The following is a 21,517-nucleotide window of genomic DNA, read 5'->3' on the forward strand; positions in this document are numbered from 1 at the left end:
AATTTAACTATTTTCTTTGAATCAAAAAATTTTAATAAAAGATTATCAGCGGAAATGTGAATTTTATTGTTTCATAAAATAATATATTTTTTACTTTACATTTTTGATTTTTATAAATATAATTTTGTGACATTTAAAAGGTACGTTATGGATGATTACAAAATATTAAGAAAAATCCCAATATTTACGGATTTGAAGGATAGCATCTTAGAGAAAATCTACAGTAGAATGCAAAAAAAGACTTACAAAAAAGGTAATTTGATCTTAATGGAAGAGGAATTTGGTGATACACTGTTTATCCTGAGCAAGGGCAGTGTAAAGATTACACGCATGAGCGAAGATGGCAGGGAGGTTATACTCTCGATATTGGGTGAAGGTGACTTCTTTGGCGAGATGTCAATTCTTGATGGAGAATCAAGGTCCGCAAATGTTGTTGCACTCGAAGATTCAGAAGTATTTACTTTGAGGCGAGCTGATTTTCTTGATCTGCTTGAGCAGCATCCTCAAATTGCAATTATACTTCTTCAGGAACTTGCGTCACGTTTAAGAAAATCAGACCAGCAGATTGAGAGCTTATCTCTTGCAGATGCAGAGAATAGAATTGCTATGGCTCTTGTCAGGCTGGCAGAGGAGCTGGGTGTTATAAAAATGGGACAGGTAATAATAGAAAACCTCCCATATCAGCAAGATATTGCCAATATGGCTGGTACTTCCAGAGAGACCGTTTCGCGGGTTTTTAAGCATTTTGAAAATCTTGGTTATATAAAAAAAGAAGGTAGAAAACTGCTTATTCTGAATTTTGAAGATTTTGTAAAACGCTTTAGTTAACCTTCTCTTTTAATAATTAAAAAGTCAATTTCTACAAATAGTTGGTCAGATTCGATGTGCTTTCTTTATTGGATTATAATGCTTAATAGTAAATTTTGCTGGGTTTTTATTTAAATTTTATTCTATAAATTATGTGTTTGATATTATAAGATTAGTTCATGATTTATGCCAGGAAATGGGAATGAAGTAAAGGAAATGAGTTTCTTAGATCATCTCGAAGAGTTAAGATGGCGTATTATAAAATGCATCTTTGGCATTTTAATTTTTGCTGTTGTTTCATTTTTATTCTCTGATTTTGTAATAAAACTTTTAATAGAACCTATTAAGAAAATAAATCCTGAAGTAAAGTTTCAGGTACTAAAGGTGCAGGGGTTATTAGTATTGAAATTGTGGATTGCTTTTGCATTGGGGATAGCTTTTTCTATTCCCCTTATTGTCTATCAGATATGGGCGTTTGTTTCGCCTGGACTATATCAGCATGAAAAGAGATGGGTACCGTGGTTGATTGCGAGTGTGACTATTTTTTTTATTGGGGGAGCTGTATTTGCCTATTTTGTGATTATTCCTTTTGCTGTAAGATTTCTTACATCGATGGGTGTAGAAGATGTGGAGAAAAATATCTCAATAAACTACTATGCAAAGTTTGTAATGCAGCTTATTATTGCAGCGGGGGTATTGTTTCAACTTCCTGTGTTGTCATTTATACTTACAAAAATTGGATTAATTTCCCCGGAAACACTTCGCAAGTATTGGAGGCACTCGGTAGTTATTATGCTTGTACTTGCCGCATTTATTACTCCTCCTGATCCTATAAGCATGATTATAATGGGGATTCCTTTGTTTTTATTATATGAACTGAGTATAATTGTGTCAAAAATTGCATATAAACCAATTAAAGAAAATGAAGACGAAGAATCACCAGCTGGTTAATAGGAAAGTATAATGCGCACCCTTGATGATATATGTAGTCCTATTAGTGAGGAGTTAGAAATATTTAATAGGTTATATAAAAAAAGCCTTAAATCTGATATTACATTAATTAGTACAATAGTAGATTATATTTTAAAGCAGAGAAGCAAGAGAATCAGGCCTATCCTGGTTTTGCTAACCTCAAAATTGTGCGGTAAGCCCAACGATAATACATATACATCGGCAGTTCTTGTTGAAATGTTACATACCGCAACTCTTATTCACGATGATATTGTTGATGAATCGGACACAAGAAGAGGTATGCCATCAATAAATGCTATCTGGGAAAATAAAACTTCCGTGCTGATGGGAGATTGGTTATTCAGTAGGGCTTTGTCCTGTATGCTCTCGTTAAATAATTTCGATATGTTGAAAATTTTGGCACGGACAGCTGAATATTTAAGTGAGGGTGAGATAAGGCAGATTGAAGCAACAACTGATTATCACGTAAACCAGGGAATATATTTTCAAATGATATTTTCGAAAACAGCCTCTTTAATAGCGGCCTCATGTCAACTTGGTGCAATGTCAGTTGGAGCCAGCCAGAGCGAGGCAAATGCTTTGTATGAATATGGGAAAAATCTCGGAATAGCATTTCAGCTAAAAGATGATATTCTCGATTTTATAGGCGATGTAAAAGAGATGGGTAAACCGATACATGCCGATTTAAAGTTAAATACAATGACTTTACCACTGATTTATACGATAAATAATGCCTATGATATTGAAAGGAAAAGAATAATTGATATGCTAAACTCAGGTGGTAAAGTTAAGAATTTTAGTGACATAATAGATATTATAAAAGCTAAAGGTGGAATAGAGTACACTGAGAATAAAATTGATGAGTTCTCTAAAAAAGCTACGGATTCTCTTTCTATATTTCCCGAATCAGAGATAAAAAGTAAACTAATTGATTTTATCTGGTTCAATAAAGAAAGAAGAAGGTGAAAAAAGAGATTAGAAAAGTACTTATTGTAAGATTAAGCTCTATCGGTGATATCGTGATATTGACACCAATTTTCAGAAGTATAAAGGAGAAATTTCCGTACGCTAGAATTCACTATCTGATTAAAAAAGAATTTTATCCAATTGTGCAGGATAATCCATATGTTGATAGGTTCTGGTTATATGATGTTAGAGAAGGTTTTAGGGGATGGGTTCGTATCTGTCGTGAACTTGCCTCAGAAGATTATGATTTACTAATTGATATGCACAATGTATTAAGGACATGGATACTATCGTTAATTTTATTTAAGGCAATTCAATTAAGATATTATAAACCGAGGTTATTTCGATTTTTACTTTTCTATTTTTATATAAACTTATTTCCTCCTGATTATTCCTTATTGAAGGAGTACTATAACGTATTGAAACCACTGGGGATCAATTACAATGGTCAGAAGCCGGAAATATTTTTAAATGAAAAAATAGTAGATAAAGCAAAAAATGAGTTGAGAAATATAGGGCTGAATGGACCATTTGCCACGATATTACCCATTGCGAACTGGAAAAACAAACGGTATTCTCTGGAAAAATATGCTATCCTTGCTGAGAGAATAACCAGGGAATATAATTTATCAGTGCTGTGGCTTGGCGGAAAAAATGATATTTATCTAAAAGAACTGCCCATTCGGGATAAAAATTCCAATTATTTATATTTAAGTCAGGACATGGCTCTTTCGCTTGGGATTTTGAGTCTATCAAATCTTGTTATCGGTAATGATACAGGCTTAACGTATGCTGCTGAAGCAATTGGAGTTCCAACAATTTTAATATTGGGACCCACTTCATGTGAAACCGGAGCAGGATTATACACTGATCATGGCATTACTATTGAAAAGAGATTGTGGTGCAGACCCTGTTCCCAAAGGGGTAATAGAAAATGTTACCGCAAGAAGCAATATTGCCTGGAAATAGAGCCAGATGAAATTTTTAAATCTGTGAAAAAACTTATAAAAATGTGAGGCGGTATTGATATATTTCTGGATACTTGTATATAACTTGATTGTTGTCCCTATTGGTTTTATAGGGTTCAACTTGCTGGCGTTGGTAAATAAAAAAGCCAGAGCTGGGGTAAGAGGTAGGATAAAATCTAGAGTTGATTTGTTGAATTTTATAAGGAAAAAGAGCAGTAGGAGGGAAACCTTCCTGGTGCATTCTGCTTCCCTTGGTGAATTTGAACAGGCTAAGCCTGTCATACGGGGATTGAAGGCGTTGAGACCTGATATACTAATAGTAGCTTCCTTTACCTCTCCCAGTGGTTTTGAGAATGCGGAGAGGATGACGGAAGTTGATCATTATACTTACCTACCTTTGGATACTTACATAGGAATGAGGATATTCCTTCATAAAATAAAACCGTCAAAAATAATATTTGTCTCGTATGAGCTATGGCCAAATCTTCTTTTCTTGGCTATAAGATATAATATAAAAACATATCTTATTTCGGCAAGATTAAGGAATATTGAATTTAAATCCAAGCCGTTATTAAAGAGTATTATGAAAACATTATATGAAATGATAAATAACATATATGCTATATCTGAAAAGGATGAAAGGGCATTTAAGAATATTCTTGGTATTAATAAGATTCGTGTTCTAACACTTGGTGACACCAGATATGACCAGGTCATAGAAAGGGCGAAAAGGAGAATAAAATTTAACGTCAAGAAGATTTTCGATGATGGTTTTGTTCTCATTTGTGGTAGTATATGGCCGCAGGATGCCAGATTTTTATTCCCAGCTATAAAAGGTGTCATGGATAAATTCGATAATTTTAGAGTTATTATAGCTCCTCATGAACCTACAGAATATGCTATTGAAATGGTCAGAGATTGGTTTAGCCAGTATGATATTAGAGTCCAGACTTATACCTCTTTAAATGGCGTATCTGATTCGAAGGTTGTAGTTATTGACACTATTGGTTTACTTGCCGAGCTGTATCATCAGTCGAATGTTGCATTTATTGGGGGCAGTTTCCGTGGATCAATTCATAATGTTATGGAACCAGCTGTAGCTGGAAATCCTGTAATATTTGGTCCTTACTACAAGAATTCCAGAGAAGCTGAGCAACTGTTAGAAGTTGGGGGAGCATTTTGTTGCACGAATGAAAGTGAGATTTACTCACTTATTTTCAAATTCATTGTGGATGAGGATTTCTTTTTAAAATCCTCTAAGGCAGCCAGTGATTTTATCTTAAACAATCTTGGAGCATCAACTAAAACGGTAAAAGAAATATTAGAATTGAATGAAAATAACAATTAAGAATTTGTATTTTAAATACAGAAAGAGTAAATATATCTTCACAGACTTAAATCTAATAATACCATCAGGTAAGTTGACCATTATTATAGGACCTAATGGAAGTGGTAAGACTACTTTATTAAAATTGATAGCTGGTATACTCAAGCCGCAAGCTGGAGAGATACTATACAATGATTCTTCAATTAATCCGGAACGTATAGGGTATGTTTTTCAAAATCCAAATGATCAGTTTGTTCATTTAACTGTGGAGCGAGAGCTTGCCTTTGGACTTGAGAATATAGGGCTTGATAGTGATAGCATGAAAGAAAGAGTAAATCTCAACCTGAAAGAATATAATATGCTTGAAAAAAAATATGACAGTCCAGATAAACTATCAGGAGGAGAACAGCAGAAACTTTCTGTAGCATGCTTAATGATTTATAATCCAGAGATCATATTAATGGATGAGCCCACCTCTTTTCTTGATGAAAGAGGTAAAGCTATTTTCTACAATAGTTTGAATATGGCGAGGAAGAAGGGTAAAACTATTGTCATGGTATCACAGCAGACTAATGAAATTGAGATGGCAGATTATTTAATTGAACTGAGTCAATCTGGTATCAGAACTTTTTATGAACCTGGGAAGTATTTGAAGAATGATATCGATATCTATTCATAATTTAATTTTTTACTACGAAAATAGTTCTGACTTCGAGCTAAGAATTGATAATATGAAAATACAGGTAGATGGCATTGTAGGTATTGTGGGTGATTCAGGTTCAGGAAAGACGACTTTTGTAAAGCTTTTGGCAGGTCTGGAAAAGCCCAGGCAGGGAGTGATTATATTCAATCATTCGGATTGCAATTCCCTTTATATTCCCCAATTTCCTGAGAAAATCCTTATCGGTGGAACAGTAAAAAAAAGTGTATCACTCATTTTTAAGAATAAAAAGAATTACGATAAGTCTATTGACTTATTTAAAAGTATTTTATCCTTTTTTGATATAAATTATCTGGAAATTATGAATAGGTTCGGCTTCGAATTGAGTATGGGTGAGTTAAGGAAATTAGCTATAAGTATGGGTATTGCAGCAAATCCCAATTTACTGATTCTTGATGAGCCTTCTGTTGGACTTGATTGGCAGAGTAAGAGCAAGCTGGAAAAGCTTTTAAAGGAACAAATTCATGGGAATGTAATTATAGCTTCACATGATAGGAATTTTATTGATAGAGTTTGTGATGATATTTATCTAATCGATAATGGAACGATACTGTTGCCAATGAAGAAGAAGGAAGACAGAGTTATACAAAGTATATAGATATGAAAGAGAAATTGCAGGCCAGTATACATAGTATAAAACCAAAAAGTTTTGTTACTATTTCAAATATAATTTCGATTTTCAGGGCATTTCTTTCTATACCGATATTATATTTTTTAAAAAATGATAGACCATGGATTGCTTTGATTGTGATACTTGTCGCTTTTGCCTCGGATGTTTTGGATGGGTGGCTTGCAAGGATAGCTCATGAAATAACAGAAATTGGTAAGGTGCTTGATCCTCTTGCGGATAAAGTCGTTATCCTGAGTATATTGATGTATATGATAATGGAGGATCTGATACCTGTTTATTATTTTCTTTTACTCATTATAAGGGATTTAAGTATTGCTATTCTTGGTATATATTTGATGAATATAAAAGATGTGACACCGCAATCAAACAAGTTAGGTAAAGTTTCAATTGTTTTCATGGCGGCAGCTATAATGGCATTTTTGTATAATTTTGAATCAATCAAATATTATCTCTTATGGGTATCAATTTTTTTGATGATAGTTTCCTGGGTTCAATATATGTATACTTTTATAAATTTACTGAGAATTAAGTGCTATACTAAGGAGTGATAAAAGTTTTATGGCAGGGAATTTTATAATAGATGGATTAAAGAAAACAAGAAAAGGAGTATTAGAAAAAGTTGGCAACTTATTCAGGATAAGAAAAATATCCGATGAAGACATAGAGGCGATTGAAACAGCACTTATTACAAGCGATGTGGGGATTGAAATTACAGAGCAGATTATTGAAAAGCTAAAGAAAGATGGCTTTGAAAAAGAAGTTGTATTATCAGATAAAATAATAAGAATATTAAAAGAAATGCTACCTGAGATGGACTCTGAGTTTAAAAAAGGTGCGAAACCCCATGTAATTCTTGTAGTTGGTGTCAATGGTACAGGGAAGACAACAACTATTGGGAAACTTGCTAATAAATATAGAAAAAACGGGGATAGGGTACTTGTCGTATCTGCCGATACGTTTAGAGCCGCCGCTGGTGAACAGCTTGAGATATGGGCAAAGAGAGCAGGAGTTGATTTTTTTGCAAATCCAGAATCCAATGATCCGGGGTCGGTGGTTTTTGACTCATTGAGAAGGGCAAAAAGAAAGGATTATGATATTGTTCTTATTGATACTGCTGGAAGGATGCATACACGGCAGAACTTAATGAATGAACTTGAAAAAATTAAAAGGGTATGCGGAAAAGTTATGGAAGGAGCGCCCCATGATGTCTGGCTTGTGGTGGATGCTTCCTTTGGCCAAAATGGAGTTGTTCAGACGGAGGAGTTTTTGAGTAAAATTGGTCTAACTGGGATAATATTAGCAAAAGTTGATGGTACTGCAAAAGGTGGAGTGGCGATTTCTATTGTTAAAAGATATGAGCTTCCAATAAAATATGTAGGTTTTGGTGAATCAATTGAGAGTATTGCTGAATTTGATCTCGATGATTATTTAAGAGGGATGTTTAAGCCAGAGTAATGAGAAATAGAATAAAAAGCTTTTCTATAGTAACACTTGGATGCCCCAAGAACACAGTAGATTCGGAGGTGCTGAAAGGGGGACTTATAAAAGCTGGACTGAAATATAAAGAGAATCCAGAGGGGGTGGACCTGCTGGTTATTAATACCTGTGGTTTTATAGAACCAGCAAGAGAGGAGACTGTCGAGGCAATACTCGAGGCAGTAAATTTAAAAAAACAAAATAAAATAAAGAGTATTGCGGTTGTGGGTTGCCTTGTGCAGTTATATAAAGATGAACTGAAAGAGGAGATACCTGAGGTTGATTTTTATTCAGGAGTGGATTTTCAAAAGAGATTATATGAAGAGATTGTTGGAGGGAACTATTATTTCCCCCGTTTTGAGGATCGAGACCTATTAACTCCAGGCCATTATGCATATATAAAAATTTCTGATGGATGTGATAATAAATGCTCATTTTGCTCTATTCCTCTTATTAAAGGGAAACAAAAATCCAGAACAGTAGAGGATATAATAAATGAAGTGAAATATCTCAATACGCTTGGCGTAAAAGAACTAATACTGGTTTCTCAGGATACAACTCGATATGGAACTGACCTGCCTTCAAAGGATACCCTACCTGAGCTCCTGGAGAAAATACTTAGATTTACCAATGCAAGCTGGATAAGACTATTGTATTGTAATCCCGATTTTTGGCCAGATGATTTGATTGATCTGGTAAGGGATCATGATAAAATATGTAAATACTTAGATATTCCTATTCAGCATTTTTCAGATAAAATATTGAGAAGCATGAAAAGGGTTAAGTCAGCAAGTATGATAAAAAACCTACTGTATGAAATTAGATCAAAAATACCTGATGTTGCAATAAGAACAAGTGTTATAGTAGGTTATCCAGGTGAAACTGAGAAGGAATTTTTAGAATTGGTAGATTTTATTGAGGAGTTTAGATTTGATAGGCTTGGAGTTTTTACTTATTCACCTGAAGAAAACACAGAAGCTTATCTACTTAAAGATGACATCCCGCAAAAAGAGAAGGATTCACGAAGAGATTTCATAATGCAGAAGCAATGGGAAATAATGGAAGATAGAGCTGAGTCTATTGTTGGAAAAGAAATTGATGTTTTAGTTGATTGCATTGAGGAGAATAATGCAGTGGGAAGAACTCAATGGGATGCGCCAGAGATTGATTGTGTAGTCAAAATAAGAAGAGAAAGCATTGAAATTGAGACTGGTGAAATTTATCGAGTCAAAATAGTTGACAATGATGGGATAGATCTTGTAGGTGAGATAAAGTGTGTGGAGGATAAATGAAGGGATTAATAACTGCAGGAGGACGAGGTACTCGTCTTAGACCAATAACTCATACTCAGAATAAGCACCTTATTCCGATCGCCAATAAACCTATGCTCAGTTATGCACTGGAATATATGAGAGATGCCGGGATAAGGGATGTTGGAATCATAACAAACAAGGATAGTAAAGAGGTTGAAGAAGTTTATGGTGATGGTTCTGATCTGGGATTGAACATTAGTTATATTCCCCAGGAGGCTCCACTGGGGCTTGCTCACTGCGTGAAGATTGCGCAGGATTTCATCGGTGATGAATCATTTGTATTTTATCTCGGTGATAATATTATTGTTGGTGGTATTAAGGGATTTATTGATGAGTTTTACAAAAATGATGCAAACTGTCATCTTGTGCTTGCGAAAGTGAAAGATCCTGAAAGGTTTGGTGTCCCTGATTTGAAGGGTAACAGAATCGTAAGAATTGAAGAAAAACCGAAAAAGCCCAGGAGTCCTTATGCTGTTACGGGAATTTATATTTACGATAAACATATTTTCGAGGCGGTAAACAATATCGAGCCGAGTGCTCGAGGTGAGCTTGAAATATCCGATGCACATCAATATCTAATTGATAAGGGTTATAAAGTAACCTATTCTGAGATTACTGGCTGGTGGAAGGATACAGGTAAACCTGAGGATTTACTTGAAGCAAATAGGCTGATGCTGGATAATTTAAAAGGCAGTATTGAGGGTAAAATAAAGGGTAATAGCCAGATTACTGGAAGAGTAGTTATAGAAAAAGGGGCTGAGATAATCAACAGCAACATTCGTGGACCTGCAATAATAGGAGCTGGTAGTAGTATTGTGGAGTCATATATCGGCCCGTATACATCGGTTTATTATGACTGTTGTATAGAACATTCGGAGATAGAGTATAGTATTATACTTGAAAGATGTGTTGTTAAAAATCAAAATGTTCGAATTGAGGCGAGTTTACTTGGTAAAGATGTTAAGATAATTAAAGCAAATACGAAGCCATATACAAATAGATTCCTCATTGGTGATCAGAGCATTGTTGAAATAAGATGAAGTATTATTAATTCATTCTAAATATAGTAACAATATTACTATTCTTATAATCCATGTTGTATTCAATCGGTTAATTTTTTATTTTTAATTTGTTTATTGTTGATTGGTAGGGATATTAATAGGTTTTTTAAAGTAAAATGCAAGATAAGGTGAAAGTATCTGTTATAACTGTGGGCTGTAAGGTAAATCAAGCGGAGTCTGATTCGATTATTGATCAGTTGATTGAGAGAGGTTACAGTGTAGTAGATAAAAGAGATCGTGCTGATATTGTAATAATTAATAGTTGTGCGGTTACAGCTCATGCTGAGGCAAAATCGCGTGGTGCGATTGCTTTTGCAAGGCGAGTATCGCCAAATAGTAAAATTTTTGTGACAGGGTGTTATTCACAGAAGGATCCGATTGCAGTAAAAAATATTAAGGGTGTTGATTATGTTATTGATAATGTAAAGAAATCGAAATTGATTGATATTATAGATAATATTAACGTAGTTCAAAGCAAAGTTCATATAGCAGATGAATTTAACGAAAGTTGCTTTATAAAGTCTGGATTGGTGCACAGAAAGTTCAGAACAAGAGCTTTTTTGAAGATCCAGGATGGCTGTAACTTTAGCTGTTCCTATTGCATAGTCCCAAAACTAAGGGGTAGGTCAAGAGCCAGGCCTGTTGAGGACTGCGTGGAAGAAGCAAAAAAGATGGTAGAAGCTGGCTATAAAGAGATAGTTTTGACGGGAGTAAATATCGGTTCATATAAATATGGGAAAAACAAACTTGTAGATTTGGTAAAAAGGCTTATTGAAATTGAAGGCATTGGGAGGATTAGGTTAAGCTCCATAGAACCGAATCTTATCAATGATGAGTTAATAGATCTTGTGAGAGCAGATAACAGAATTTGCCCACATTTTCACATCCCGTTACAGCATGCCAGTGATAAAATTTTAACTCTTATGAACAGGAAATATGGTATTGAAGATTATGATAAAATTTTTAATAAAATATATGATTCGGTAGAGAATGTCTGTATCGGGACTGATGTAATTGTTGGATTTCCGGGTGAGGCAGTTTCTGACTTTGAATACTTGTACGACTATCTGAAAGGAAAACCTTTTAGTTATATTCATGTTTTTAGTTATTCAAATAGGGAAGGGACACCTGCAGCCAGTTTCGATAATCAGGTTGAACCACGTGAGATAAAAGTCCGATCCCAGAAAATTCAAAAATTATCAAGGGATAAGAGAAGCGAATTTATGAAGAAGCAAATAGGTAAAGCCCTTAACGTTCTTTTTGAAAAATCAGAGGATGGTAAATATTATGGTTATTCAGAAAATTACGTAAGAGTATTGGTAAAAAGTGAGATTAATATTAAAGATAAATTGTTATCCGTTCGAGCCACATTTATGAAGGATGAGATTTTACAGGGAGAGCTAATTGATTAAAGGGTAAGTGTTTTTTTTGTCTGGAAATATTTATGTTGGTAAGAATATTATGACAGAGATGCTTGCTAAGAGATTTGGATGGAAACCATTATGTGAGTTATTGATAGATAACCCCTATTTTGAGGATTTCAATCTAGATATGAAAAAATGGAGTTTTGACTTCCAATAAATAGGTTGTGTTTTTAATTGGTAAAAGTGTATTTATAAAGTAAATTTAATAGACTATGAAAGAAAGGAATAAAAATCTTAAAAATATTGCCGTTTTTGCTTCTGGAAGAGGATCGAATTTCAAGGCTATCTTAGAGGAAATAAAGAAGGGGAATATACCGGGAAAAGTATGCTGTGTTATAAGCGACAGGCAGAATCCTCCGGTTTTTGAAATTGCAAGGAGTGAGGGAATACCGACATTTCATTTGAATAGAAAAAATTTCAAAAGCGGGGATGAGTACGTAGAAAATATATTGAATCTTCTTGATAGTTTTAATATTGATTTAGTTGTGCTTGCTGGTTATTTAAAATTAATCCCGTCGAAAGTGGTGGAGAAGTATAGAAACAAAATTGTCAATATACATCCTGCATTACTTCCAAATTTTGGTGGGAAAGGATATTATGGAATGAAAGTACATGAGGCTGTAATAGAGTCGGGAGTGAAAATAACTGGTGTAACGGTGCATTTTGTTGATGAACGCTATGATAATGGACCGATTATTTTACAGGAACCGGTGAGAGTTTTACCTGAAGATACCCCGGAAACCCTTGCTCATAGGGTTCTTGAGGTTGAACATAAAGTTTTTCCAAAAGTTGTGAAGGCTTTTTGTGAGGATAAGCTTGAGGTTAAGGGAAGGAAAGTGATATGGAAAGAATAGAGCGGGCGATTATCAGTGTATGGGATAAGGCCGGGCTTGATAAGCTTGCAAAAGGAATTAGTAAAAATGGGATAGAGATATATTCAACAGGGGGAACCTATAGGTATCTAAAAAATATCGGAGTAGATGCCACAAAGATTGAAGATTTTACAGGTTTCCCGGAGGTAATGAATGGTAGAGTAAAGACTTTGAATCCCATGATATTTGCGGGCATCCTGGCAGACGTAGAGAAGAAAGCTCATATTGATGATTTAAAAAAAATAAATACTGTTCCGTTTCAACTTGTGGTTGTCAATCTTTATCCTTTTGAGGAGGCTCTTAGAAAGGGAGCTAATCATGAAGAGATGATAGAGATGATTGATATTGGAGGGACTTCTTTATTGCGAGCGGCAGCAAAAAATCATAAGCATGTTGTAGTGCTAAGTGATACAAGTCAATATGATGAGTTTCTGGAAAGATTGGAAACTGGTTCTATAGACCTTGATTACCGTAAACGTTTGTCTGCATCGGTTTTCTGGAAGACAGCTAATTATGATTCTATCATTTATGATTATTTGGAAGGAGAAGAGAGCCTCCTGCCTGAGAAAAAAATATTTGCAATAGTGATAGATAAAAAGCTTAGATATGGCGAAAATCCTGATCAGAATGCTGCATTTTATAAAAGAGTTGATAACCGGAATGGTGACCCATTTCAGGTATTGCATGGAAAAGAACTCTCTTATAATAATTATATAGATTGCCTGGCAGCATTTGATATAGTTAAAGGATTTAATCATACCTGCTGCGTTATTATTAAGCATACGAATCCCTGCGGATTTGGGACAGGTGATTTTCAAGTAGAATCATATAAAAGGGCTGTTAAAACCGATCCAGTTAGCTGTTTTGGTGGAATTGTTGGTTTCAATACGATTGTGGAAAAGGAGACCGCAGAAGAGCTGGTGAAAAGTTTTCTGGAATGTATAGTAGCACCGGGATTTATGGATGATGCACTTGAGATATTGAAACAGAAAAAGAACCTTAGGTTGGTCATCCCTAACAAGAAGTTTTTTGATAGTGATATTGAGATAAAAAGCTATGGAGCAGGTTTTCTTTTACAAGAGGGTCAATCTGACGATCCGGGAGGTTGGAATGTTGTTACTGAGATTGAGCCAGATGATGATTTTATGAGGGCTTTACATATAGGATGGCATCTAGTCAGGTTTGTAAAGTCCAATGCTGTCGTTATCGCAGATAATGATGGATCGGTGGGGATTGGTGCTGGCCAAATGTCGAGAATTGATGCGTTGAAAATAGCAATAAGAAAAGCACAGGAAGCTAATTTAAAAATAGAAGGATCGATCTTAGCATCTGATGCTTTTTTCCCGTTCAGAGACTCTATTGATTTAGCTTCCCAATATGGCATTAAGGGAGTTATTCAACCAGGAGGAAGTGTGAGGGATAATGAGGTAATAAATGCCTGTAATGAACATAAAATGTTCATGATATTTACGGGTAAGAGGGTATTTAAACATTAGGCTATGAGGAGAGTATGGGTTTTTCATTATTTAATGCATTCACAGGTGATTTAGCTATTGATCTTGGCACAGCCAATACATTGATTTATGTAAAAGGTAAGGGGATTGTATTAAATGAACCATCAATAGTTGCCCAGAGTGCTCATACTGGAGAAGTTGTTGCTGTAGGAAATGATGCAAAGGAAATGCTCGGAAAGACACATAAAGATATAGTAACAGTTAGACCTCTAAAGGATGGGGTTATTGCAGATTTTGAAATGACGGATGCTATGATTCGTGGATTCATTAGAAAAATTAATTTGAGCCGTATTGCTCGCCCAAGGATGGTGATCTGTATCCCTTCTGGTATAACAGAGGTAGAGAAAAGAGCTGTAAGAGATTCTGCTGATAGGGCAAATGCAAGGGAAGTATTTCTTGTGGAAGAACCGATAGCTGCAGCTATAGGGATTGGTATAGATATATCAGAACCTGTTGGAAATATTATTGTTGATATAGGTGGTGGTACGACTGAAATAGCAGTCATTGCTCTTAATGGAATAGTGACTAAGCAGACAATTCGAGTTGGAGGAGATGAAATGGATGAAGCTATAATACAATATTTTAAACGTGAGCATAATCTTTTGATAGGTGAAAAGACATCTGAATTGATAAAATGTACCGTTGGTTCCGCCATGCCAATAAATGATACAACAATAACAGTTAAAGGGCGTTCTTTAGTGGCAGGAATACCAAAGACAATCGAGGTTTCCAGTGTCGAAATAAGAGAGTGTTTAAAAGAAGTTGTTGATTTAATAATTGATGCTATAAAGCAGGCACTTGAGCAGACACCTCCTGAATTATCCAGTGATATCCTAGACCGCGGGATAATTTTAAGTGGTGGAGGTGCATTGTTAAAAGGTCTTGACCAGAGGATAAAGGTGGAGACTGGCTTGCCTGTCCATGTGGCGGAGGAACCCCTTTTATCAGTTGTTAAAGGTACTGGAAAAATTCTTGAAAATATTGACAAATATAGGGATATCCTCCTTTAATCAATAAATGTTTGAAAAGATTATAAATTTTATATATAAAAATTATGAATACCTGATATTGGCGATACTTGTACTCGTTTCTATATTTATATTATTATCGAATGAATCTATACCCATACGATATATGCAAGGTAGAGTAGCGGACTTCTTTTATTTTTTACATTATCCGAGATTGTGGCTTGATGAATTGTCGAATATAATTGACGAAAATAAACAGTTGAAAGAGGAAAATCTGAAGTTGAAATTACTGAATTATCAATTGTTGGAGGCATATGAAGAGAATAAGAGGTTAAAAGATCTGATTGGTTTTATCAAGCAAACCAGCTACGAATTGATCCCAGCGAAGGTATTAAATAGAGGAGTTACACCTGTCTTGAGCTCTATTCTAATAAATGTTGGTAGAAAGCATGGTGTAGCAACCAATATGGCTGTGCTTACTACTTCTGGAGTTATTGGTAAAGTGGTTACTACTGGTGATAATACATCAATTGTACAGGTTTTGGATGATGTTAATTTCAGGCTCAGTGTCCGATTCCAGAATTCGAGATTATTAGGAATAATGAAATGGAGAGAAGGAGGGTTGGCAGAAGTTAGAAATATTCCATCGACACTTAAGATAAGCCAGGGAGAGAAAGTAGTAACTTCAGGTTTCAGTGACATATTTCCGCAGGGATTACCAGTTGGTGAAGTGGTAGAAGTAGTTCCATCGGAAGATAAAATTAATCAGATTGCGATTATTAGACCCTTTGCCAATTTAAATACTGTTGAAGAAGTTTTTGTAATAAAGAGATTCTAAGAATGATTACAAAATTCATATTGTATATCGGTATTTGTATAGTTGTGTTATTTGCACAAATAATTTTTGTACAATGGTTAACGATAGAAGATATAAGACCTGATTTTATATTGATTCTTGTTATTTTGACTGGAAGGTTGCAAGGGAAAGTCGCAGGGTCGGTTTCCGGTTTTTTGTTTGGTTTAATAATAGATTCAATTGGAGTGGGTTCTTATCTAGGACTTTCGGCACTCGTAAAAACCATTACAGGTTTTATCTCTGGATATTTAAAGGGTAGCAAGTTAAAAATGAATTCATATCTTTTCTATTTTTTCAATTTTTTGATAGTTACTTTTCACTTTCTCATTTTTTACATGATCAATTTTCTTGGTTCAGATCTTTCGCCACTCTATGTAATTTCGAGGTATGTATTTCCGTCTACTCTTTACACTTATATGCTTTTTGTAATTATAGATAAGCTATTGTCTTTGGAAAAATGAGATGGTATATTCACAAAATAATGCTACCCCAGTAAAGAAATATGTAACTCTCATACTGCTTTTTGTATCCTTTTTGATACTTATAATACGTTTTTATATTTTGCAAATTGTTGAATATAATAGATTTGTTGAAATTGCAGAAGCAAATCGTGTTCGAATTATCCCGATAAAAGCTCCAAGAGGTAATATTTATGATAGAAAGGGCAGAATAATTGTTTATAATGAGTCGCAATACAATTTGAATGTCATACCTTATGAAATCAGAGGTTCTTTAGCAGATACAGTTTTTAGAAGAATAAGTAGTGTTATAGATGTATCTATCAATGAGATTAGAAAACGAGTGATCAAAAACTGGAAAGGCGATTTTTTCCCAGCTACTATAAGTGAAGATGTTAATTTTAATGTATTGACATATATTGAGGAGCATAAATTGGAATTCCCAGGGGTGCTTTTTACTTATGTGCCAACCAGGGCATATATTGATGAAGTAAGAGCATCTCATATAATCGGATATATTAGGGAGATAGATCGAGAGAATTTGATAAAGTTTAAGAAATATGGATATAGGAAAGGAGATTTGATTGGCTGGAGAGGTGTGGAAAGAATCTATGAAACTATTCTGCGAGGTAAAGATGGCTATGAATATCTACAGGTGGACGCACATGGGAGAGTTCTCGGTAATTTACAAGAGAGAAAAAATATTCCTCCTACACCGGGCAATGATTTGTATTTAACAATAGATTTGGAAATGCAGAAATACTGCGAACGCGTGATAAGTGATACTCATGGCGTGGTAATTGTTATGAATGCTGACAATGGAGAAATATTAAGTCTTGTTAGCAAACCTGATTACAGTTTAAAATTATTCTCTGGTATTGTTGAGCCAGAACAATGGAATATTTTAACGAATGATCCTGAACAACCCCTCTTTAATAGAGCGACTCAGGGTCTTTATCCACCGGGTTCAACTTTTAAACTCATTGCTCTTATTACAGCACTTAATGAAGGTATTATTGATAGTAATTGGACGGTCAATTGTACAGGCTATTATAAATTAGGTAGAAGATGGTTTAAATGCTGGAATCTTGGGGGACATGGAATCATAGATCCAGTTGATGCCATAGGATTGAGTTGTAATGTGTTTTTCTATACTCTTATAAGAAAGATTGATATAAACCTGTGGGCGAAGTATGCAAGGTTATTTGGTTTTGGTAAAAAGACGGGAATTGATTTGCCAATAGAGGAGGAGGGGCTTGTGCCAGATGAAAAGTTCCTGGATACTAAATTTGGAGTGAATGGATGGACGGAAGGGATGAAATTAAATCTAGCTATTGGACAGGGGGATTTACTTGTTACTCCGATTCAAATGGCAAAATTTACGTCCATTATAGCAACAGACGGTAAAGTAGTTCAGCCACATCTAGCAAAAATGTATTATGATAGATCGAGAGATCAATATGTAACTTTTACTCCGAAGGTTGATTCAATATCTGTGATCAGAAAAGATGTATGGGAACTTGTTAAGAGGGGGATGTATAAAGTTGTAAATTGGAAAAAAGGAACGGGTATCCGTGCTAAGCTGGATTTTAAAGACATTAAGTTTTATGGGAAAACAGGAACTTCACAAAATCCTCTTGGAGAACCCCATTCGTGGTTTATAGGGTTTACCGATGGTTCCGAAAGACTGGTGATAGTAGTTTTAATTGAACATGGGGGTACTGGCGGATCAAATGCTGCGGCAGTAGCTGGAGATGTGATGAATTATTATTATAAAAATAAATTTTACGAGGTGAAAAAATTAGCAGAAAAAAAGTAAATATAATTACGAGTCAGAATTATATAATAATAGGGATATCTTTTTTATTAACTCTTTTTGGATTATTAGTACTGTACAGCATATCAAAGCCGTTACAAATAGCTTTTTTTTCAAAGACAGTGGGTAAACAGCTTATATGGTTTTTCATAAGTATAATAGCTTTTGTGGTGATGTTTTTTACTAAGAAGAAGTTTATATATGATAACGCCTACATTTTTTATCTGATAGGTGTAGCCCTTTTGGCTTTACCTTTTTTAATTGGAATAAAGGTGAGTGAAACCTATAGGTGGGTAAGACTTGGTCCTTTAAGCTTCCAACCATCAGAGTTTATGAAAATATTCTTTGTGATAACAGTAGCTAAATATTTATCTGGAGAAAAATTGGATGTTAACAGTCCCAATGCAATATTTATCCCATTGATTTTTACTATAATACCTTTTATTGTAATTTTAAACCAACCAGATTTGAGTACAGCTGTGCTTTTTCTGATTACTTTATTACCCATGTTATACTGGGCTGGAGTCAATATATACAATATTTTTTTGTTGATCTCACCTATTATCAGTATTATAGCGGCTTTTAACTTTTATTCATTTTTTGTGTGGGTTATAATTTTGTTAATTGTTTTGTATTTGAATAGTCAAAGGATTTGGGTGTCGTTCTTAGTCGGTATTTCCAATTTATCTCTTGGATTTTTTACTCCTTTCATTTGGGATCATTTGAAGCCTTATCAGCAGAAACGTATAATTACAATGTTTAATGTCTGGGAGGATCCACAGGGTGTGGGTTACCAGGTTATACAATCTCAGACAGCTATTGGTTCGGGCGGTTTGTTTGGTAAAGGATTTGGGCAGGGGACACAGACACATTTGAAATTTTTACCTCAGCAACATAGTGATTTTGTTTTTTCAGTAGTTGGTGAAGAATATGGCTTTGTTGGCGTTGTATCTGTGTTAATACTCTTTTTTGTATTGTTGGTTTTGTTACTGAATTCTGCCTATAAAGCAAAGGATAGATTTAGTTCGCTTGTGATAATTGGATTTCAATCATTTTTATTTCTTCATATATTTATTAATGTTGGAGTATCAGCGGGGCTTTTACCAGTAACAGGTCTTTCTTTACCATTTATTAGTTATGGTGGTTCATTTCTTTTATGTTGCTATGTAATGCTCGGTATTGTGATAAATTTGAGTAGAAAAGTTTAACTTTTTAGCATAAAAGTATTTAATTGGTTTTTAAGTCGAAAATTTTTAATTTTAACAAGATAATTTGGATTTTTGAATGTTGTTAAAATAATTTTTTATCGCATATTTTCTTAATAAAATCTTTTATACTCGTGAAGGATTTGTTAATTAAAATTAAAAAATAATAAAGAGCTAAAATCATGGTTGTAAGATTTTATTTTTTAACCTCTGAAATTGTGCCTTTCGCTGAAACGTATGAATTAGCGACCTTTTCAAAAGAATTCCCGAATGTTTTTATAGAAAGGAAGAACGATTTTCGTGTAATGATGCCAAAATATGAGTTTATTAGTGAAAGGCGTTATATTTTGCGAGAAGTTATAAGATTGAGGAGCATGAATGTTCAATTTATGGGGACAGAGTTGAAAGCGGCTGTCAAGTCTGCTTTTATTCCAAATACCAAGGTGCAGGTATATTTCCTTGAAAACAAGGATTACTTTTCTCCAGAAGATCCCGAGAAGCTTTATGAGGAAGGGGAGGGAGAGAATAATAAGAATTATAATAAATTCGGTTATTTTGCAGTGTCGTCCCTTACCACATTAGAATATCTAAGATGGAAGCCTGAGGTAATTATCTGTAATGACTGGCAGATGGGACTTATACCTGTCTATTTAAGGATGGGGCTTATTGATAATAATTTTGCTAAAGATGCTAAAATAGTGCTTTTTGTACATTCAAAAAGTGAGAAATCCTTATATCCTATCAGTTTTTTTGAAAGATTAGGTGTGAAGGATATTGATGAGAAGTGTATAGTTGAAGGATTTGTCGATGTTTCATTGTTGGCTATGAAATTAGTTGATGAGATAATATTTGTGGATATTGATGGAACAAATCCCTATGGTTTATATAATAAAGAATCGTCTTTTAAAAAGGTGGTAAAAGGAAAGTGTGTCCATAAGTTTTCAATTAAAGATATGGAAGATCCTGATGAATGGCAGGAAATCGCAGATAACTTCATTAAAATTTTTGAAAAATAGATTTTATATCTCAGTTATTCTCTCAGTTTTTTTTATCTTTAGCTGTGAAGAAAGAGTTCCTTTTTATAATTTGGATATATCTCCTGTAGAATTTCATGACATAGATAGCAGCTCTATTTCGATAATAGATACATCAATTCAATATACTTCAAATTTTTCAGACAGTCCTTTACTCTTTGTTGGTGATAATGATAAATTTTCAAGTTTTATACTATTAAAATTTGGTGGGTATTTGAAGAATATTGAAAGGGACTCAATAATTTCAATGAAAATAACATTGATTTCTTCTGTATTAACCTCCGATACACTTAATAAAGATTCAGTTGGTATAAAGTTATTTTTAATTACTGATAAAACTGAAGACCTATGGCGCGAAGATAGTTCAAATATTACAAATTTTGATTTGGAAAAGGTTGAAAGAAAATTTTTAGGTTCATATTATGTCAATTTTGATGATACTTTAGTTATAGATATACCAGATACTTTGTATACATATTGGAGAGATGAAAATAATAATGGGCTTGCAATAATATGGGATAATGCAAATAGCCATGATTTTATTGCCTTCCACTCTCACGAATATGGAGATGATACGCCGATCCTTTACATTAGTTATATTGATAATGGCGATACATTAGAATATTCGCATAAATGTTATGCTGATCTGTCGATTATTAATTTTAAGAATACTGAATTCCCGGCTGATAATATTTTGGTGTCCTGTGGATATGGCTACAAGTCATTTTTTAATGTTGTAATCCCAAAGGACAGTTTTAAGACGACTGATGTTGTAGCAAAGGCAGAATTGGTATTACATGTTGATAAAAACTACAGTTATTTCTACAATAACCCAATTGTACTATATTACTCATATATTGACACATCTGCCTGGCTTGATATTTCATATTCCCCAAGCTCAATCAACAGATATTCTGTTGCAATATATCCAACAGACAAGGTTGTAACATTGGATATTTCAAAAAGTTTACAAAGCGCAATTTCTAGTGGTGACCAGTTGAGAATGGTTTTCTGGCCTTCATCTTATTATACGCCTGATATTTCGATAGTCAGTTTTTACGGATATAAGTGCGATGAATTAATGAAAAGACCGGTTTCGAGAATAGTTTTAATGAGAGAGAAGTGATG

The 21,517-nt window shown here is 34.3% G+C and carries 22 protein-coding genes; all 22 read left to right on the forward strand.

Features of this window, described 5'->3' with window-relative positions; translation table 11 throughout:
- Positions 1–147: 147 nt before the first annotated feature.
- The 22 genes from H0Z29_04780 (at position 148) to H0Z29_04885 (ending at position 21,515) form a co-directional block, all read left to right on the forward strand.
- Positions 148–828, forward strand: a complete 681-nt coding sequence (locus tag H0Z29_04780; protein ID MBO8130818.1) for a Crp/Fnr family transcriptional regulator — start codon at positions 148–150, stop codon at positions 826–828.
- Between the two features lie 165 nt (positions 829–993).
- On the forward strand, positions 994–1,758 hold the full coding sequence (gene tatC, locus H0Z29_04785) for a twin-arginine translocase subunit TatC (protein MBO8130819.1): 765 nt from the start codon (positions 994–996) through the stop codon (positions 1,756–1,758).
- Positions 1,759–1,770: 12 nt separating this feature from the next.
- A complete protein-coding gene (locus H0Z29_04790; protein ID MBO8130820.1) occupies positions 1,771–2,745 on the forward strand; it encodes a polyprenyl synthetase family protein in 975 nt (324 codons plus the stop codon).
- Positions 2,742–3,761, forward strand: coding sequence for a glycosyltransferase family 9 protein (locus H0Z29_04795; protein ID MBO8130821.1), 1,020 nt, complete (start codon positions 2,742–2,744; stop codon positions 3,759–3,761). The genes H0Z29_04790 and H0Z29_04795 overlap by 4 nt, the downstream gene beginning before the upstream one ends.
- Before the next feature lie 7 nt (positions 3,762–3,768).
- Positions 3,769–5,061 (forward strand): hypothetical protein, encoded by a 1,293-nt coding sequence (locus tag H0Z29_04800; protein ID MBO8130822.1) that lies wholly within the window; start codon positions 3,769–3,771, stop codon positions 5,059–5,061.
- Positions 5,045–5,719, forward strand: a complete 675-nt coding sequence (locus H0Z29_04805) for an ABC transporter ATP-binding protein (GenBank protein ID MBO8130823.1) — start codon at positions 5,045–5,047, stop codon at positions 5,717–5,719. The genes H0Z29_04800 and H0Z29_04805 overlap by 17 nt, the downstream gene beginning before the upstream one ends.
- Positions 5,697–6,359 carry an energy-coupling factor ABC transporter ATP-binding protein gene (locus H0Z29_04810; GenBank protein ID MBO8130824.1) on the forward strand — a complete coding sequence of 221 codons (663 nt, stop codon included), beginning with the start codon at positions 5,697–5,699 and terminating at the stop codon, positions 6,357–6,359. The genes H0Z29_04805 and H0Z29_04810 overlap by 23 nt, the downstream gene beginning before the upstream one ends.
- 2 nt (positions 6,360–6,361) lie before the next feature.
- Complete coding sequence (locus H0Z29_04815) at positions 6,362–6,940, forward strand: CDP-alcohol phosphatidyltransferase family protein (GenBank protein MBO8130825.1); 579 nt, start codon at positions 6,362–6,364, stop codon at positions 6,938–6,940.
- A 10-nt stretch (positions 6,941–6,950) separates the two neighbouring features.
- Complete coding sequence (ftsY, locus tag H0Z29_04820; GenBank protein ID MBO8130826.1) at positions 6,951–7,847, forward strand: signal recognition particle-docking protein FtsY; 897 nt, start codon at positions 6,951–6,953, stop codon at positions 7,845–7,847.
- Positions 7,847–9,160, forward strand: coding sequence for a 30S ribosomal protein S12 methylthiotransferase RimO (gene rimO, locus H0Z29_04825; protein MBO8130827.1), 1,314 nt, complete (start codon positions 7,847–7,849; stop codon positions 9,158–9,160). The genes ftsY and rimO overlap by 1 nt, the downstream gene beginning before the upstream one ends.
- Positions 9,157–10,221: a glucose-1-phosphate thymidylyltransferase gene (locus H0Z29_04830; protein ID MBO8130828.1), complete on the forward strand. Its 1,065-nt coding sequence runs from the start codon at positions 9,157–9,159 to the stop codon at positions 10,219–10,221. The genes rimO and H0Z29_04830 overlap by 4 nt, the downstream gene beginning before the upstream one ends.
- 149 nt (positions 10,222–10,370) lie before the next feature.
- A complete protein-coding gene (gene mtaB, locus H0Z29_04835) occupies positions 10,371–11,654 on the forward strand; it encodes a tRNA (N(6)-L-threonylcarbamoyladenosine(37)-C(2))-methylthiotransferase MtaB (GenBank protein MBO8130829.1) in 1,284 nt (427 codons plus the stop codon).
- A gap of 16 nt (positions 11,655–11,670) precedes the next feature.
- Positions 11,671–11,823, forward strand: coding sequence for a deoxynucleoside kinase (locus H0Z29_04840; protein ID MBO8130830.1), 153 nt, complete (start codon positions 11,671–11,673; stop codon positions 11,821–11,823).
- A 55-nt stretch (positions 11,824–11,878) separates the two neighbouring features.
- The gene (locus tag H0Z29_04845) at positions 11,879–12,520 is read left to right on the forward strand and encodes a phosphoribosylglycinamide formyltransferase (protein MBO8130831.1); all 642 of its coding nucleotides are present in this window, start codon (positions 11,879–11,881) and stop codon (positions 12,518–12,520) included.
- Entirely contained in the window at positions 12,508–14,034 is a 1,527-nt protein-coding gene (gene purH / locus H0Z29_04850; GenBank protein MBO8130832.1) for a bifunctional phosphoribosylaminoimidazolecarboxamide formyltransferase/IMP cyclohydrolase, read from the forward strand. Before H0Z29_04845 ends, purH begins: the two co-directional genes overlap by 13 nt.
- A 14-nt stretch (positions 14,035–14,048) precedes the next feature.
- On the forward strand, positions 14,049–15,062 hold the full coding sequence (locus H0Z29_04855; GenBank protein ID MBO8130833.1) for a rod shape-determining protein: 1,014 nt from the start codon (positions 14,049–14,051) through the stop codon (positions 15,060–15,062).
- Between the two features lie 7 nt (positions 15,063–15,069).
- Entirely contained in the window at positions 15,070–15,858 is a 789-nt protein-coding gene (mreC, locus tag H0Z29_04860; protein MBO8130834.1) for a rod shape-determining protein MreC, read from the forward strand.
- 2 nt (positions 15,859–15,860) lie between these two features.
- A complete protein-coding gene (mreD, locus tag H0Z29_04865) occupies positions 15,861–16,337 on the forward strand; it encodes a rod shape-determining protein MreD (protein MBO8130835.1) in 477 nt (158 codons plus the stop codon).
- Position 16,338: 1 nt separating this feature from the next.
- Positions 16,339–18,153, forward strand: a complete 1,815-nt coding sequence (gene mrdA, locus H0Z29_04870) for a penicillin-binding protein 2 (GenBank protein ID MBO8130836.1) — start codon at positions 16,339–16,341, stop codon at positions 18,151–18,153.
- Entirely contained in the window at positions 18,117–19,358 is a 1,242-nt protein-coding gene (gene rodA / locus H0Z29_04875; protein ID MBO8130837.1) for a rod shape-determining protein RodA, read from the forward strand. The genes mrdA and rodA overlap by 37 nt, the downstream gene beginning before the upstream one ends.
- A gap of 179 nt (positions 19,359–19,537) precedes the next feature.
- Positions 19,538–20,371 carry a glycogen/starch synthase gene (locus H0Z29_04880; GenBank protein ID MBO8130838.1) on the forward strand — a complete coding sequence of 278 codons (834 nt, stop codon included), beginning with the start codon at positions 19,538–19,540 and terminating at the stop codon, positions 20,369–20,371.
- Positions 20,322–21,515, forward strand: a complete 1,194-nt coding sequence (locus H0Z29_04885) for a hypothetical protein (protein ID MBO8130839.1) — start codon at positions 20,322–20,324, stop codon at positions 21,513–21,515. The genes H0Z29_04880 and H0Z29_04885 overlap by 50 nt, the downstream gene beginning before the upstream one ends.
- Positions 21,516–21,517 lie beyond the last annotated feature (2 nt).

Source organism: Candidatus Neomarinimicrobiota bacterium (genome assembly GCA_017656425.1).
Lineage (GTDB): Bacteria > Fidelibacterota > UBA2242 > UBA2242 > B5-G15 > JACDNV01.